General features: G+C 46.0%; 17 protein-coding genes. 11 read left to right on the top strand and 6 right to left on the bottom strand.

What is annotated here, in order from left to right; all coding sequences use genetic code 11:
• Positions 1–5: 5 nt before the first annotated feature.
• On the top strand, positions 6–1,304 hold the full coding sequence (gene odhB / locus MHB54_RS05480; RefSeq protein ID WP_028542972.1) for a 2-oxoglutarate dehydrogenase complex dihydrolipoyllysine-residue succinyltransferase: 1,299 nt from the start codon (positions 6–8) through the stop codon (positions 1,302–1,304).
• 136 nt (positions 1,305–1,440) lie between these two features.
• Positions 1,441–1,971 carry a YfiT family bacillithiol transferase gene (locus MHB54_RS05475; RefSeq protein WP_053324956.1) on the top strand — a complete coding sequence of 177 codons (531 nt, stop codon included), beginning with the start codon at positions 1,441–1,443 and terminating at the stop codon, positions 1,969–1,971.
• Positions 1,972–2,066: 95 nt separating this feature from the next.
• Here the strand turns inward: MHB54_RS05475 and MHB54_RS05470 are convergent, their stop codons facing one another.
• From MHB54_RS05470 to MHB54_RS05455, 4 genes are all read right to left on the bottom strand, one after another.
• On the bottom strand, positions 2,067–3,074 hold the full coding sequence (locus MHB54_RS05470; protein ID WP_053324957.1) for an alpha/beta fold hydrolase: 1,008 nt from the start codon (positions 3,072–3,074) through the stop codon (positions 2,067–2,069).
• A gap of 25 nt (positions 3,075–3,099) precedes the next feature.
• Positions 3,100–4,074: a type I phosphomannose isomerase catalytic subunit gene (locus MHB54_RS05465; protein WP_264454021.1), complete on the bottom strand. Its 975-nt coding sequence runs from the start codon at positions 4,072–4,074 to the stop codon at positions 3,100–3,102.
• 169 nt (positions 4,075–4,243) lie between these two features.
• Positions 4,244–4,825 carry a class I SAM-dependent methyltransferase gene (locus MHB54_RS05460; RefSeq protein WP_264454020.1) on the bottom strand — a complete coding sequence of 194 codons (582 nt, stop codon included), beginning with the start codon at positions 4,823–4,825 and terminating at the stop codon, positions 4,244–4,246.
• A complete protein-coding gene (locus MHB54_RS05455) occupies positions 4,826–5,779 on the bottom strand; it encodes a TIGR01212 family radical SAM protein (RefSeq protein WP_340981456.1) in 954 nt (317 codons plus the stop codon). It abuts the gene before it with no gap.
• A gap of 306 nt (positions 5,780–6,085) precedes the next feature.
• Here MHB54_RS05455 and MHB54_RS05450 point away from each other — a divergent pair, with 306 nt between their 5' ends.
• A complete protein-coding gene (locus tag MHB54_RS05450) occupies positions 6,086–6,283 on the top strand; it encodes a hypothetical protein (protein ID WP_013309373.1) in 198 nt (65 codons plus the stop codon).
• A gap of 104 nt (positions 6,284–6,387) precedes the next feature.
• The gene (gene trmB / locus MHB54_RS05445; protein ID WP_023987752.1) at positions 6,388–7,101 is read left to right on the top strand and encodes a tRNA (guanosine(46)-N7)-methyltransferase TrmB; all 714 of its coding nucleotides are present in this window, start codon (positions 6,388–6,390) and stop codon (positions 7,099–7,101) included.
• Positions 7,102–7,141: 40 nt separating this feature from the next.
• Here trmB and MHB54_RS05440 read toward each other — a convergent pair whose 3' ends face one another.
• Positions 7,142–8,275: an MGDG synthase family glycosyltransferase gene (locus MHB54_RS05440; protein ID WP_023987753.1), complete on the bottom strand. Its 1,134-nt coding sequence runs from the start codon at positions 8,273–8,275 to the stop codon at positions 7,142–7,144.
• Positions 8,276–8,326: 51 nt separating this feature from the next.
• The gene (locus tag MHB54_RS05435; protein ID WP_013309376.1) at positions 8,327–8,854 is read right to left on the bottom strand and encodes a phosphatase PAP2 family protein; all 528 of its coding nucleotides are present in this window, start codon (positions 8,852–8,854) and stop codon (positions 8,327–8,329) included.
• Positions 8,855–9,464: 610 nt separating this feature from the next.
• Here MHB54_RS05435 and MHB54_RS05430 point away from each other — a divergent pair.
• The 7 genes from MHB54_RS05430 to MHB54_RS05400 all read left to right on the top strand — a co-directional run bounded on the left by MHB54_RS05430 (position 9,465) and on the right by MHB54_RS05400 (position 16,310).
• Positions 9,465–10,703, top strand: a complete 1,239-nt coding sequence (locus MHB54_RS05430) for a glycosyltransferase family 2 protein (protein WP_023987754.1) — start codon at positions 9,465–9,467, stop codon at positions 10,701–10,703.
• Positions 10,704–11,012: 309 nt separating this feature from the next.
• Complete coding sequence (gene infC / locus MHB54_RS05425; RefSeq protein ID WP_013309378.1) at positions 11,013–11,510, top strand: translation initiation factor IF-3; 498 nt, start codon at positions 11,013–11,015, stop codon at positions 11,508–11,510.
• A 20-nt stretch (positions 11,511–11,530) separates the two neighbouring features.
• Positions 11,531–11,731 carry a 50S ribosomal protein L35 gene (gene rpmI / locus MHB54_RS05420; RefSeq protein ID WP_013309379.1) on the top strand — a complete coding sequence of 67 codons (201 nt, stop codon included), beginning with the start codon at positions 11,531–11,533 and terminating at the stop codon, positions 11,729–11,731.
• A 52-nt stretch (positions 11,732–11,783) separates the two neighbouring features.
• A complete protein-coding gene (gene rplT / locus MHB54_RS05415) occupies positions 11,784–12,143 on the top strand; it encodes a 50S ribosomal protein L20 (protein ID WP_007429517.1) in 360 nt (119 codons plus the stop codon).
• A 378-nt stretch (positions 12,144–12,521) separates the two neighbouring features.
• Complete coding sequence (locus MHB54_RS05410; protein ID WP_023987755.1) at positions 12,522–13,559, top strand: BMP family lipoprotein; 1,038 nt, start codon at positions 12,522–12,524, stop codon at positions 13,557–13,559.
• Between the two features lie 140 nt (positions 13,560–13,699).
• Positions 13,700–15,238, top strand: coding sequence for an ABC transporter ATP-binding protein (locus tag MHB54_RS05405; RefSeq protein ID WP_023987756.1), 1,539 nt, complete (start codon positions 13,700–13,702; stop codon positions 15,236–15,238).
• Positions 15,231–16,310 (top strand): ABC transporter permease, encoded by a 1,080-nt coding sequence (locus tag MHB54_RS05400; RefSeq protein WP_013309382.1) that lies wholly within the window; start codon positions 15,231–15,233, stop codon positions 16,308–16,310. The genes MHB54_RS05405 and MHB54_RS05400 overlap by 8 nt, the downstream gene beginning before the upstream one ends.

Genomic DNA, 16,310 nt, shown 5'->3' with positions numbered 1-16,310 from the left:
CGGCTGTGAGCGATATTATAGTGCCAGCAATGGGAGAATCCATCACGGAAGGAACAATCTCCAAATGGCTTGTGAAGGAAGGGGATTCCGTAGGACAGGGAGATGTTCTACTGGAGCTGGAAACCGATAAGGTCAATCTGGAAATTAGTGCGGAAGAAGCAGGTGTGGTCCAGAAAATCCTTCGTCAGGAGGGAGATACTGTGGTCATCGGTGAAGCTGTTGGCTTGATCGGAAGCGGCAGTGGTGATGCGGAATCAACCGGTGCTGGAGAAGTTGCAGCGACTCAAGCGCCTGAAGCACCGTCCGTAGCGACTTCACCGTCTTCCGTAGGAGGCGGCGTTAAAGCAGAAGAAAAGTCTGCACCGCCTATTTCATCGAATGGCGACGGGAATGGCCAGACGGCATCACCATCCGCCCGGAAGTTGGCGCGTGAGCGCGGGATTGATCTTGAACAGGTACAGGGAAAGGACCCGCTCGGACGTGTTTTCCAGGAGGACGTAAAAACGCATAACAGCGCTGAAGTGTCACGTGCAGCATCTGTACCTGCGTCTCCCGCTACTAGCAAGCCTGCGCCTCCGTCTCCAGCACAAACGGAGTACAGCAAGCCTGTGGAACGCCAGCGGATGTCTCGACGCAGAGCGACGATCGCTAAGCGTCTTGTTGAAGCACAGCAAACAGCTGCCATGCTCACCACTTTTAATGAAGTGGATATGACTGCCATTCTCGATGTGCGTAAACGCCGTAAAGATAAGTTTAAGGAAAAACATGATGTAGGTTTGGGCTTTATGTCCTTCTTTACAAAGGCAGTGGTTGGCGCACTCAAGCGCTTCCCTACCGTGAATGCAGAGATTAATGGCGATGATATCGTACTGAAAAAATACTATGATATCGGGATTGCTGTATCTGCCAAGGAAGGTTTGGTCGTGCCAGTTGTGCGGGATGCCGATCGTCTTGGCTTTGCTGAGATCGAGAAGAGCATTGCAGATTTGGCTGGCAAAGCACGCTCCAATTCGCTTTCTCTGGCCGACTTGCAAGGAGGAACGTTTACTATAACCAATGGAGGTATTTTCGGCTCCCTGCTGTCTACGCCAATTCTCAATACGCCGCAAGTGGGTATTTTGGGAATGCATAAAATCCAACTTCGCCCGATTGCCATCGACGAGGAACGCATGGAAAATCGTCCGATGATGTATATCGCGTTGTCTTACGATCACCGGATTATTGATGGTAGTGAGGCGGTTCGTTTCCTGGTAACGGTTAAAGAATTGCTGGAAGATCCAGAATCATTGTTACTGGAAGGATAAAATAAAGGTAAGTGGATCTTCTCTTTACGTGTATGACAAAAGCAGACTCTTGCGAGTCTGCTTTTTTTCCTGCATAGTTATAACATAAGGCAACTGATATGACAGGCAGTAGATGTAGAGAAGGGCGGGAACTGTTTTGGATAAAGACTTGCGCTATCCGATAGGATCATTCGTTGTTCCAGATACCATTACAGAAGAACAGCTTATCGCATGGATTCACGACATTGCTGAATTGCCTGCACAGCTGCGTCAGGCGGTCGAAGGATTGAATGAGCAGCAGCTAAATACGCCTTATCGCGAAGGGGGCTGGACGATTCGGCAGGTAGTTCATCATGTGGCAGACAGCCATATGAACAGCTATATCCGTTTTAAGCTGGCACTGACGGAGGATACACCTACGATCAAGCCATATGATGAGGGGCGTTGGGCCGAAATACCAGACGCCAGGGAGCTTCCACTGGAACCCTCGTTGCAATTGCTAGAAGGACTGCATGAACGGTGGGTGACCGTGTTGCGATCGTTGGGAGAAGATCAGCTACACCGATCGTTTATTCATCCTGAATCGGGCCAGACGATCCGCCTGGAACGAAACATCGGCATCTATGCCTGGCATGGCAAACATCATACAGCTCATATTACTTCCTTGAGAGAACGAAATGCATGGTGATTTTTAAAACTATACCCGAATGAAATATAAAGGAATAAAAAGAAACCTTCAATCCCACTTTAATCGTGGTTTTAAAGGTTTCTTTTCTTATTTCCTCACAAGGCTGATGACTTGGGCGAGTTTGATTGTTCAGGTGCCTCGGAGGCTCCAGACAATGCGGAAACAGAGGTCACCCCTGTGTTAACATGACGGTCGAGCCAGTCTACGATGTCACTCATCACCTCGTCGCGGTTTGTTTCATGCAGCATCTCATGGCGACCGTCAGGATAGAGGCGATACTCCATGTCCTGAAGCTCTAGGCTTCGATACATTTCCACTAGTGACAACACACCTTTACCGAACAAACCCACTGGATCACGATCCCCGGCAAAAATATAAACTGGTAGCTTGGGATTGATGTGTTTCAGCGAGGAAGGCCAGTGGATTTCTTGCAATAGCCTGAAAAAATCCAGAAAAAAGCCTGTCGTGCAAATAGCTCCACATAATGGGTCATGTACGAACTGATCTACTTCCTCAGGATCACGGGACAGCCAGTCAAACGCCGTACGCACTGGACGAAAGGCGCGGTTAAAGCCGCCAAAGACCATAGCGTTGAGCAGCATGCTGCGATGATCCATTCCTTGCAGCTTGGCTTGCAGTAGAGCAACTTGCTCTCCGAGCTTTAGGAGACCACGTCGTCCGTTGGTTCCCGATAAAATAAACCCGTGATACGTTTGCCTATCATCATACATAATTTTCTGGGTTAAAAAGGACCCCATGCTGTGACCCAGCAAAAAACGAGACTGATCAGGGAATTCCTTAGCCGCAATTTCGCCTAGCTCCAGCATGCCGTTTGCCATTCGATTAAACGCATTAGCTCCCGGCATACCCAGCTTATCAGGATCACCAGCCGTGCGCCCGTGACCGATATGATCGTTGGCATACACACCATAACCGCAACCAGTAAGCTTTTCGGCCAGTCGAATGTAGCGATAGGATGTCTCGCACATACCATGCGAAATTTGAACAATCCCCTTAATGGGCAAATTCTGATCAGGCAGCCAGCGGTAGGCAAAAAGCTCTGTTCCGTCATTTTCAGCGATGGTGAAGGTGTATTCCCGCATAATTAGACATCACATCCTTTAAGCTTTAAGGAAGATAAGATCTAAGTACGGTCATTCCGTCATTCAGCGTGTAACCGCTCAGGTTAGCAGGCAACAGGAAGCAATCTCCAGCTTTACAGGAATGAGACTCGGTATTATTGTTCCATGTTATGGTCCCACTGCCTTCACAAATCACGAGAATGGTGAAGCTGTCTTCCGTTGTAGAAAGTGCCCAACTTCCATCTACGATACCCTTTTCCACAACAAAATACTCACAGGCAGCCAGCTGGAGCCATTTTCCAGGCTGTAAGCCGTCCGTTTTCATCGTTGTTGCACCTGCACCCTCGTAGGAGGTTACATTGAGGGAATCCTCGATATGCAACTCACGAGGCTTGCCGTCTAGTCCGGGGCGATTGTAGTCATATAAGCGATAGGTAGTATCCGAATTTTGCTGGATTTCAGCAACGACAACGCCTGCACACAGTGCATGTACGGTTCCGGCGGGAATGAAGAACGTATCGCCTGCTTCGACTGGAACCTGGCGCAAACTGCCGAGGATGTCCCCACTTTCAAGAGCTGTGCGCAGACTCTCGCGAGTTACACCTTCGGTCAGACCATAAATAATCTTGGCATCTGGCTTGGCATCAAGCACGTACCACATTTCAGTTTTCCCTAATTCTCCGGCTGGAAGTCCTGCGTAATCATCTGTCGGATGCACCTGAACGGATAAGTCATCATTACAATCCAGTAGTTTAATCAAAAGTGGAAATCGTCCGCCTTTTTCCGATACACCCTTGGCCCCGAGCCAATCCTGCCCGTAGGTCTCGCGGATTTCATCCAGTCCTTTGCCTGCCAGCTCACCATTGATGACCGTTGTTGTTCCGTTTGGATGATCGGCAATCATCCATCCTTCCCCGATATGTCCTTCTGGTGGGGTTAGACCAAATTGCTCTAAGGCCCGTCCTCCCCAAACTCTCTCTTTGAACTCAGGTTGAAATTGCAGCGGGTATGGCTTTAGCATAATTTCTCTCCTCCATAATGAGTAATGAGTGCGACCTAACAGAATAGGGAAATCAATAACGTGCCGCTGGGGCAATAAACTGGGATGAATAGAGCCCAAACGAGCTTGAAAAATGATATATGTAAGGCGGCTAAAAAAGCCGCTCATAACCTGAGTTTAAAATCCGACATTATTTCTTCTCAACCGCCACTACGTAAGGCGAAGCGGCTCGTTGTAATTGACGATAAATAATGCTTTGACTGCTGGAGACCGGGAGAGCTGAAGCCCATTGAAGGACGGCTTCTGCTTCTTCGCTGCCTCCAGCATGCCCTGGATAGAGTACGGCAGTCAGAATGCCGCGTGGTCGCAGCAATTGTAAGGCAGCATCAAGTGCGACGAGCGTGCTGTCTGTATGGGTGATGACAGTCGGATCGGCGCCTTCGGATGGCAAGTAGCCGAGGTTAAACATGACAGCAGCGACTTTGCCATGCAGCATGCCTGGAACGGCCTCCCGCATTTGCTCGTGACCTTGTAGCAGTAGCGATACTTCTGCTAATGAAGGCGAAGCGTTTTCTTCCAGTCGACGACGGGCGCAATGCAGTGCTTCTTGCTGGATGTCGAAGCCATAGACACGGCCCCGTTTGCCAGCAGCTTTTGCCAGAAACAACGTATCTGCTCCTGTGCCGACGGTGGCATCTATAGCAATATCACCTGGCTGCACCCGCGCAGCCACCAATTGATGAGCGTAGCTTAGGACGGATAGGAACCCCATTTAAGGCTGCCTCCAGTATTTTCCCTGCCACGTTTCACGTGACTTCAGTTCATGATCGATGGCATTAAGCACTTCCCATTTTTTAAGCGACCACATGGGTCCCACTAGCAAATCGCGTGGGGCATCTCCGGTTAACCGATGAACGATCATTTCGGGAGGTAAAATCTCCAGCGTATCAACTATCAGCTTAACGTATTCGTCCTTTTCCAGAAAGCGTAGCAATCCCGCTTCATACTGCTTGACCATGGGCGTTTTGCGCATGAGATGCAGCAGGTGGATTTTGATGCCCTGCACATCCATAGCCGCTACTGCACGTCCCGTATCGAGCATCATTTCATGCGTCTCTTGGGGCAGACCATAAATAATGTGGGCGCACACGCGGATATTCCGCTTGCGCAGCTTTTCCACCGCATCCAGATAGCATTGAGTATCATGAGCACGGTTAATCAGCTCTGAGGTCGATTCATGGACAGTTTGCAGACCCATTTCAACCCACAGGTACGTGCGTTCGTTTAGCTCGGCAAGGTAATCCACTACATCGTCAGGCAGGCAATCAGGACGTGTAGCGATGGACAGACCGACAACGCCTGGCTGCTCCAGAATAACCTCAAAGTATTCTCGCAGTTCCTCAACGGGAGCATACGTATTAGTGTAGGCTTGGAAATAGCCAATATATTTGGCGTTTGGCCATTTTAGATGCTGCCGATCCCGAATCGTATTGAACTGGGTGACCAGATCATCACGACGACGCCCAGCAAAATCACCCGATCCGCGTGCGCTACAAAAGGTGCAACCCCCTTTAGCGATGGAACCATCGCGATTCGGACAGGTAAAACCCGCATCCAGCATGACTTTGAACACTTTATTTTGAAATTGCTCACGCATTTCGTAATTCCAAGTATGGAACCGTTTATCTCCCGACAGGAGAGGAGCAGGCAATAAATCTGTTTTCATGGGTGTACTCCTTTTTTTACGATCACCCTATTGTAACAAAAATCAGTCTTCATTGGGAATCATTTGACCGAACAAGTCAATAAAATGTGCGGATTTTATGGCGTTGCGGATTGAAAAAGGTTACACAATGTGTTATATTGTAAGCGGTACCAGACATACAATAAAAGGACTGTTTTCGATCCTGAAGATAAAAGTTATCCGTTGCTAATGATTATTCTTCAGGGAGGCAGCTATGCTGTTTCTATCGCCTGTTTTAGGGTAAGTGCACGTCGGTTCCATCACAAATAACCCGTGAGGTGATCTTTTATGAATGCGCAGGATAAGACGCGTATGGATAAAGTTACTGTTGAGTTAACCTTTGATGAGGCGTTGGCATTGACTGGTGTCCGTTTTGGGCAGGATCGTCAGATTGGAACGACCGCACGTCAAAAAATCAGAGCGGCTTGCCAAAAGACAATTGATTTTTCACCTGCTGATGGGGTAGACTATGAACAATTAAATTAGTTGGACCCCAATCCAAATATATTGAAAAAGGAATTTCATTTCCGTATCTTCAAGCGGGGGTGAAATTCCTTTTTCCTTGATAACAGAGTATATGGAGGAGTAACATGCGTTTACGCGGAAGAAAAGGAATACGGGAAAGTCTGGAAGAACAGCAGGATCTAGTCATCTTGGAGCCGGCACAGTATAAGGGGAAATGGCAGCAGGTTTTTGGTAATGATCGTCCCATTCATGTGGAATTCGGTATGGGTAAAGGGCAATTTATAAGCCAAATGAGCTTCCGGAATCCGGAGGTTAACTATATTGGCTTTGATATGTATGATGAGCTGGTTCGCCGTGCAACAGAAAAGTCTCGTCTGGCCTGGAGTAATTCAGAGGTTGATACGCCGCCTAATATCAAATTGGCACTGGCAAACATTGAACAGATCGAGAATGTTTTTGAACCAGGAGAGATTGAACGCATTTATCTGAATTTTAGTGATCCCTGGCCTAAAGCCAAGCATGCACGTCGTCGTTTGACGCATCCGCGTTTTTTGGACAAGTACCGTCAGCTTTTGAACAGCAAAGGACAAATTCATTTTAAGACCGATTCGGAGACACTGTTTGAGTTTTCTCTGAATTCGTTTGCCGATAGCGGTTTGCAGATGACGAATATTTCGTTAAACCTTCATCGTGAGGGGATCAACGAAGAGCATGTCATGACGGAATATGAACAAAAGTTCATGGGCAAAGGTATGAATATTCATCGAGTCGAGGTGCTGATCGGCAAAGATGCTTTGGAAGAGTACGGAAAAACACGTCTCGAAAAGTATGGGAAATAAAAACAGATCAAACGGATAAAATAAGACAGGGTGCTTCCTTTTAGGAAAGCACCCTGTTCGGTTCCAGTATATCCAGAATACTCTGTGCGCTCTGAAGAGGATAATATCGCGCTACATTATGGACGTGCTCCTGTCGCTTGCGGACGATTTCTGGAAAATCGTGTAGCAGTCGGTTCATCCATTTAACGACAACATCCAGCGAAGTAATCGGTTCTCCGAAGCCTTGAGCCGTAAAGTATTGACAATTTTCCTCCTCCTGTCCAGGGAGAGGTTTGTGAAACAGCATCGGAATCCCTTTGGCCAATCCCTCGGTGCATGTCATTCCGCCGGGTTTGGTGATGAGCAGATTCGATACCTCCATTAATTTGTCGATTTCCCGTGTAAATCCGAAGATATGAATATTTGGATGATTAAACCTAGGATCCAATTGCATTTTACGACGAATTTTATCATTATGCCCCAAACAAAAAATAAATTGAATGTTTTCTCTCCACTGAGTAAGCGAACGATGTATGACTTCGTCATTCATAAGGCCCCAGCCGCCACCCATAACGAGTACGGTCGGGATGGGTTTAAGTCCAAATTGTTCTCTAATTTCATCGTGCCCAGGATGTTCCCAAAAATTTGGATGAACGGGAATGCCGGTCACCTGGATTTTCGAGACGGGTACTCCGCGCGCGCGCAGCTTACGCATGACTTCAGGCGTAGATACAAAGTACCGGTCAACCTCAGGACTAATCCATGTTCCATGTGCATCGTAGTCTGTAATGACAGTACAAAGCGGAACATGTAAACCTAAGCGCTTCAAACGTGAAATTACCGCGCTTGGGATGGGGTGAGTACATACCACCAAATCGGGACGAAGCTGCCGGAGAATGTTTCGGGTCTGCGTGTAGAACAGACGGTGCAAAGCGAGCGTTGTAAGACGGTTTAATGATTTTTTGTACTGATGACGGTAAACCAATCCGACTAGGCGAGGCTGCGATACAACAGTCTTCTTGTATGCTGTAATAATAAGCGGGGCCATTCTTGGATTCAAAAAACTCCCCAGCTCCAGCACTCTTGTCTGCACATTCGGAGAAAGCTTCCGCAAACTGCTTGAGAGCGCGTAGGCAGCTTGAGTATGTCCGGCACCGAAACCTTCCGATAATAATAACACTCGTTTTTTAGCCACTCTCATTTCACCTGTTCCTGCTGGGATGTTCTCAATCATACCATATCGGCTTTAAGGCCAGAATGCAACCGTTCCTATTGCTGCAGACGTTCCGATGACCGCTCCTGCGAGTACATCCGTTGGGTAGTGGAGACCCAGATAAATCCGAGAAAAACCTACAATTGTCGCTACAGGCAACAGCAACAGTGTTAGCATCGGTGACTGTAGCATAAAAGGCACGGTAGCTGAAAAAATAGCGGTCGTGTGCCCTGAGGGAAAAGAATGGTCCGACAAGGGGTTGCGGAATGTATTTGTACCTGGTAGCGCCAAATACGGGCGAATCCGCGGATACAGCCTTTTAACGATAGCTACCGGGATGTGACTGACCCCGAGAGCGATGGCTCCCTTCATACCGGAATCTTTCCACGGATTCGGAGCGAGCCACCAAATAAGGAGTGTGGAGGCTATAGTAAAGGTAGCCCCACCTAAATGTGTGAGATAATAAAGCCAGAAGTTCAAAAAACGGTTGTGTAAGCGTCCGTTGATCCATTTGAACAACTGCTGCTCCAGATTTACAAGTTTTACGACTAGACGTTGCATTTGGTTTCCTCCGGTTGCCGGTTCAGGTCAGTCGGCAAATATTTTGAGTCATTTTGACATAATCAGACCATAAGTAATTATTCTCTTGCTCTCATCATATTTTTAAACGCTGTTCATTTCAAGAATCACTAAAGATTCATAAATTACTTGGTTCAATTCTACACAAAAATGTTAATGGAATATAAGCCGAATTGTATAACTTTCTTTGCGTTCATCCGTCTAATAAGATAGAGTGTTTAGAAGTGGTTGCTAATTGGCCCACAAAAAGGAGGGACCAAAGAAATAAAAAGTTAGCAAATGGATGAAAATAAGACCTAAGCGTCATGAATGAGAAGCCCAGCGCCGCATTCCCGGTTCAAACGGGAGTTTGTTGTGTTTTTTTGCTGCTGAGACCAGTTTAAGGGCTTTGACAAAAGATTGAAAACCAACGAAAATCGTAATGGCATTCCTGTGTCAGCCAAAAGGGGGCTGCGCACAGCCAATGAAGAAAGCAAGGGTCGGGTCAAAAACTACAGAAAAGGCGCGCAAAGCGCCGCAACTTGCGCTACACAGATAGAAAACAAACAAACGCAAGATTTTAAGGGGTATAAAAAGGGGGTAACAAGAGATCATGTTAGACGCTATTTTCGTGACGCTCCAGATCATACTGGCGGTGATCGCAGTCTATCAGTTTGCATTCTCCTTGTTCGGATTGGTTCGCAAGAAAAGGAAAGAGCACGCGGCTCCAGAAAAATCATTTGCCATTTTAGTCGCTGCCCACAATGAAGAACAGGTTGTCGGAGCATTGATGGAAAATTTGAAGCAACTTGATTATCCGAAGGAACTTTACGATGTGTTCGTAATCTGTGATAACTGTACAGATAAGACTGCGGACATCGTTCGCGCTCACGGCATGAATGCTTGTGAACGTACGAATCCGAATCTGCGTGGTAAAGGCTACGCTATTGAGTGGATGCTCAAGGAATTATGGGCTATGCCGCGCCAATATGATGCTATTGTCATGTTTGATGCTGATAATTTGGCGCATACCAATTTCTTGAGTGAAATGAACAATGATCTGTGTACAGGTGCCCGTGTTATTCAGGGGTACATTGATACTAAGAATCCTGAGGATTCTTGGATTACAGCGGCATACGGGGTATCTTATTGGTACATCAACCGTTTGTGGCAGCTGTCACGTCACAATCTGAACATGGCTAACTTCCTCGGTGGTACAGGCATGTGCTTTGAAACAAATCTGCTTAAGGAAATGGGCTGGGGTGCGACAAGTCTGGTAGAGGATTTGGAATTCACCATGCGCTGCACACAGTGCAACGTATATCCAAGATTTAATTACGATGCCAAGGTATATGATGAAAAGCCGTTGACATTCAAGGCCTCGTCAAGACAGCGTCTGCGCTGGATGCAAGGTCACTTCACTGTTGCTCGTCGTTATTTCTTCCCGTTGCTGTGGCAAAGTATCAAGCATAGAAGCCTGATTAAATTCGATATGGCTCTTTATGGTCTGAACGTGTATATCGTACTGCTCACCTTCTTGATGACAGTAGCGATGTGGATAGATATCGCCTTCTTTGGAGGACCTAATATCGAGAACATCTATGTACAGTTACCAGCTTGGACTGGTGTTATAGCTATTGGTCTGAATGTTGCTACTTTTGTGATCGCAATGATTTTGGAAAAGGTCACATTCAAAAAAGTATATCTGTACTTATTGCTGTTCCCGATCTATGCGATTTCGTGGTATCCGATTACGGTCTATGCGTTCTTTACACAGAACAATAAGCAATGGAGCCATACCCAGCATACGCGTGTCGTTCGCTTGGAAGAGGTTCAAAGTAAGCAAGGTTAATTGGACGGTGAAATAGGACTGAAGATCGGTGTCATTCATTTTTCATTAAAGGGTTGACACCACGATTGCACCGTGATAAGATATTCGAGTATGTTAATTGAAAAGATGGATTAACAAGTAGAAGGTCCGACTTCTCACCTGCCCGGTATTGCCGGCTGGTCATGATCCAATGATTTGTGAATTGAACTTTCATGATGAATTGAGTATCAGACAGGGATGTCGGCTGTGTAGTCGTCATCCCTTTTTTGTGCTTAAACACAATACAACAATAACAGGTTCTGGAGGTGGAGGGTTATTAGTAAGGAACATATGATCAATGATGAGATTCGGGTGAGAGAAGTACGTCTAGTTGGTGCGAATGGGGAACAAATCGGGATTACACCGACGCGTGAAGCTTTGCAAATGGCGATTGACGCAAACTTGGATCTCGTGAACGTGGCGCCTCAAGCGAAGCCGCCCGTGTGTCGGATTATGGATTACGGAAAATTCCGCTATGAGCAACAGAAGAAAGAAAAGGAAGCCCGTAAAAACCAGAAGATCGTTGACATCAAAGAGGTATGGTTCCGTTCCAACATCGAGGAACATGACTACCAAACCAAGTTTCGCAATGTGGTGAAGTTCCTGAATGAAGGGGACAAGGTGAAATGCTCCGTTCGTTTCCGCGGTCGTGAAATTACTCATGCTAATGTGGGTCAAAAAATTCTCGAACGTGTGAAATTGGAAGTTGCTGATCTTTGTACCGTGGAGCGCCAACCCAAGCTCGAAGGACGCAGCATGATTATGATATTGGCTCCAAAGAGTCAATGACAAATTAAGGAGGAAGTTCAATGCCTAAAATGAAAACACATAGCAGCCTTAAAGGCCGCTTCAAAATTACCGGTACTGGTAAAGTAATGCGTTACAAAGCTTACAAAAACCATTTGCTTTCCCACAAATCCAAACGTGCAAAACGCGTTCTGGGTACTAACCCTGAGATGGCACCTGGGGACGTTAAACGTCTGAAACAAGGTCTTGCTAACCTGAAATAGCACTAGCACTGCAATGAATGAAGTATAAACATTATTTGGGAGGTCTATTGATATGGCAAGAGTAAAGGGCGGATTCGTCGTTCGTCGTCGTCATAAAAAAGTATTGAAGCTTGCTAAAGGTTATTTTGGTTCCAAACACCGCATTTTTAAAACAGCTAACGAGCAGGTAATGAAATCGCTTGTTTACGCATACCGTGACCGTCGTCAGACGAAACGTAACTTCCGCAGACTGTGGATCGTGCGTATCAACGCAGCAGCTCGTTTGAACGGTTTGTCTTACAGCAAATTGATGCACGGCCTGAAATTGGCTGGTGTGGACATTAACCGCAAAATCTTGGCTGATCTTGCAGTCAATGATATTAATGCATTCAACTCTTTGGCAACTGTTGCTAAAGGCAAAATCAACGCTTAATTATTAATAATGAAGCGTGGAAACCGCGAAAGTGGTAAAAAGGTATCCCAAGCAGTACGCTGTGTAGGGATGCCTTTTTTTGTACATACTCAATGTTACGGTAAAGACTTCGTTTTCTCCAAAATACGAATAAATATGACGTGAGATGGAAGAATGTATGTTTTTTTTTAACTTTGTAGCGCTTACATTGATGGAACTTTAAAAAAAATTGACCCAAGGTTATTAATTGTCTAGATTTTAGCCGATCATAATTGTATAATCTCTAAAGTAAGTCTTCTGTACGATCTGTCTCGTCAGTAAATGACATGCATGAGCATGTACATGTTCAAAGAAAAGAGACAGTCCAGGGATCTAACACTAAGGGGGAACAGTATCAGCATGAAGAAAATGTTCAGTATGTCTTTGGTTATGCTGCTGGCGATCTCGGTCATTCTCGCAGGCTGCGGTAACAAAAATCAAGGTGCGTCCAACGCAAATGGTGGAGACACAGGTGGTTCTGCCAAAACATCGAATGTCCAAATTGGCATGGTTACAGATGTGGGTGGAGTAAACGACAAATCGTTTAACCAATCTGCTTGGGAGGCACTACAAGCCACTGAGAAAGAATCAGGCGCTAAAGTTAAATACCTGCAAAGTAAATCCGATCAAGATTATATTCCTAACCTGAACCAATTTGTTAAGGGTGATTTTAACTTGACTTGGGGAATCGGTTTTAATCTGGCGAATGCGATTGGACAAGTAGCGAAAGACAACCCAAGCAAAAACTTGGCGATCATTGACAGTGTCGTGGATGCGCCTAACGTGAAATCGGTTGTTTTTGCTGAAAATGAAGGTTCCTTCTTGGTGGGGGTTGTAGCTGGTAAACTTACCAAAACAAACAAAATTGGTTTTGTGGGTGGACAAGACAGCCCGTTGATCAAACGTTTTGAAAAAGGATTCGAAGCAGGAATTAAAGCTGTAAATCCAAATGCAAAATTGGAAGTTAACTACACAGGTGCATTTGATAAGCCGGACCTGGGTAAAGCAGCAGCTGCGACGATCTATAACAGCGGTGCGGATATTATTTTCCATGCAGCTGGCGGATCTGGTACAGGTGTATTTAACGAAGCACTCGCACGTAAGCAACAAGGGCAGCAAGTATGGGTTATTGGCGTAGATAAAGACCAATCGCTTGAGTTTGGTGACGACGTAACATTGACTTCGATGGTAAAACGTGTAGATGAAGCTGTAAAACGCGTATCTAAAGAAGTGATTGACGGTAAATTTAAGGGCGGTGTCGAGACACTGGCTCTGAAGGATAATGGTATTGGTTTGGCAGACACATCAACGAAAAACGTACCTAAAGACGTGCTTGATCTTGTAGAACAATACAAGCAAAAAATCATTAAGGGCGAAATTACAGTTCCTTCGAAATAAGTTTGGCTTGAAGAACATATAGGTGGCGACAAGGCTGGTTCATAAGACTAGCCTTGTTCTTACGTCTGGAGTTATATGGATTATAACGGGCAAAATCAGCTCATTGGAGCACATACTATAAAGTGTATAAGGGTGATCTCATGGATGCAGCGACCCCCGTCGTTGAGTTAAAGCAAATTACAAAACGATTCCCCGGCATCGTTGCCAACGACTCCATCAGCATCAAGCTGCATAAGGGAGAAATTCATGCCCTTTTGGGTGAGAATGGCGCGGGTAAATCTACGCTTATGAATATTCTTTTCGGACTGTATCAGCCGGATGAAGGGACAATTGAAATCGGAGGTAAACCCGTACAGATTGATAGTCCAAATAAGGCAATTGATCTGGGGATTGGCATGGTGCATCAGCATTTTAAACTCGTACAGCCGTTTACTGTGACCGAAAATATTGTCCTGGGCTCGGAGCCACGTAAGGGTCTGAAAATCAATTATAAAAAGGCTGCCGCAGAAGTACAGCGGTTGTCTGAGCAGTACGGCCTTCAGGTAAATCCGAATGCCAAAATTGAGGATATATCTGTTGGTATGCAGCAACGTGTAGAAATTATCAAAACGCTCTATCGCGGTGCAGATATTCTGATTTTCGATGAGCCTACAGCTGTACTGACACCGCAGGAGATCACTGAGTTGCTGGACATTATGAAACGCTTGGTCGCTGAAGGCAAATCAATTATTCTTATTACTCATAAACTTAAAGAAATTATGCAAATTGCAGATACGGTTACGATCATTCGCAGAGGTCAGGTTATTGATACGGTCAAGACGTCTGAAACAACACCCAATGAGCTGGCTGAAAAAATGGTGGGCCGTCGTGTGTCCTTTAAAGTGGACAAGCAGCTTGCGCAACCAGGACAGACGGTACTGGAAATGAACAATGTAATTTCTAAAAACAAGGATGGCATTAATGTTCTAAATGAGTTGAACCTGCAGGTTAAGGCGGGCGAGATTTTGGGGATTGCCGGAGTAGATGGTAATGGACAGAGTGAGCTGATCGAAGCTTTGACAGGCTTACGCAAGGTGGATGGTGGGAGCATTCGTTTGCTCGGACAAGAGGTGGCCAATCAGCCACCACGCAAAATTTCAGAGGCAGGCGTTTCACATATACCGGAGGACCGTCATAAGCATGGGTTGGTGCTCGATTTTTCTATGAGTGAAAATATGGTGCTGGAGACGTATTACCAGGCGCCTTACAGTAAAAATGGCTTCTTGAACAAAGATGCTATAGAGAAACAGGCCAAAAGTCTTATCGAAAAGTTTGATGTAAGAACACCGGATATTCACACGAAGGCAAGAGCATTATCTGGTGGGAACCAGCAGAAGGCTATCATTGCGCGTGAAATTGATAAAAATCCAGACCTTCTCATTGCAGCACAGCCTACACGCGGTCTGGATGTCGGAGCTATTGAATTTGTCCAGAAACAACTGATTGCCCAACGGGACCAAGGTAAAGCTGTATTGCTCATATCTTTTGAACTGGACGAGATTATGAATGTATCCGACCGAATTGCTGTCATCTATGAGGGCAAGATTGTCGGGGAAGTGCTGCCAGAAGAAACGAATGACCAGGAACTGGGACTGATGATGGCAGGAAGTGCAGTGAAGAAAGGAGTAGAGAATGGCTAATCTATTGAAAATATTCACAAAAGACTCCTTTGTACTGGCGCTGGTCTCTATTATTTTGGGTCTCCTTCTGGGTGCTATTGTGATGCTGATTGGCGGGTATGACCCTATTGTGGCCTATTCTGCTTTGTTTAGCCGTGTATACGGAGATTCCTACAACTTTGGAGAGGCTATCCGTGAGATGACTCCGCTGATTTTAACGGGGTTGGCATTTGCTTTTGCGGCCCGCGCCGGTTTGTTTAATATCGGCGGCGAAGGTCAGTTTCTGGTAGGTATGACAGCTGCTTCGATTGTGGGCATTAAACTTCATGGGTTGCCAGCTATCATTCATGCACCGCTAGCTGTAATTGCAGGTGCAGTTTTCGGAGGTCTGTGGGCTGCGATTGCTGGCTATTTGAAGGCCAAACGAGGCGTTAATGAAGTTATTACATGTATTATGATGAACTGGATCGGTCTGTATTTGGCTAATTTGGTGATCAATCAGTTCGCACTTATGGATGGTGAAAATCGTTCTGTGGATATTCAGCCTTCTGCTTCAATTTCCATCGAATGGCTGTCCCAGATGATGGGGAATGCTCGGGTACATTGGGGCACAGTTATTGCTGTGCTGGCAGCAGTCTTTTTCTACATTTTCATGTGGAAAACAAAGCAGGGCTATGAGCTTCGGGCTGTCGGATTTAATCAGGATGCATCCCGTTATGCAGGTATGAATGTAAATCGTAATATCATAAAAGCGATGTTTATTAGTGGGGTTTTTGCCGGATTGGCAGGCGCCTTTGAAGTGCTGGGAGTATTCCATTATCAATCTGTCATGGCAGGATCACCGGGAACGGGTTTTGATGGTATCGCTGTAGCTCTGATTGGGATGAATAACCCATTCGGTGTGCTGCTCGGTTCTGTTTTGTTCGGAACGCTTACGTATGGTTCTGCGGGGATGAGCTTTAGCGCAGATGTACCGCCCGAGATTATCCGGGTTGTCATTGGCTCGATTATTTTCTTCATTGCGGCCCAAGGTATTGTACGTTGGGTTGTGAAGCCGCTCTACTCCAAGCGTAAGAAAGAGAAGGTGTTGTAA

Source organism: Paenibacillus sp. FSL M7-0802 (assembly GCF_038004945.1).
Lineage (GTDB): Bacteria > Bacillota > Bacilli > Paenibacillales > Paenibacillaceae > Paenibacillus > Paenibacillus polymyxa_B.
Note: the sequence above shows the minus strand (reverse complement) of the source record. Positions and strands in the feature narration are given on the sequence as shown.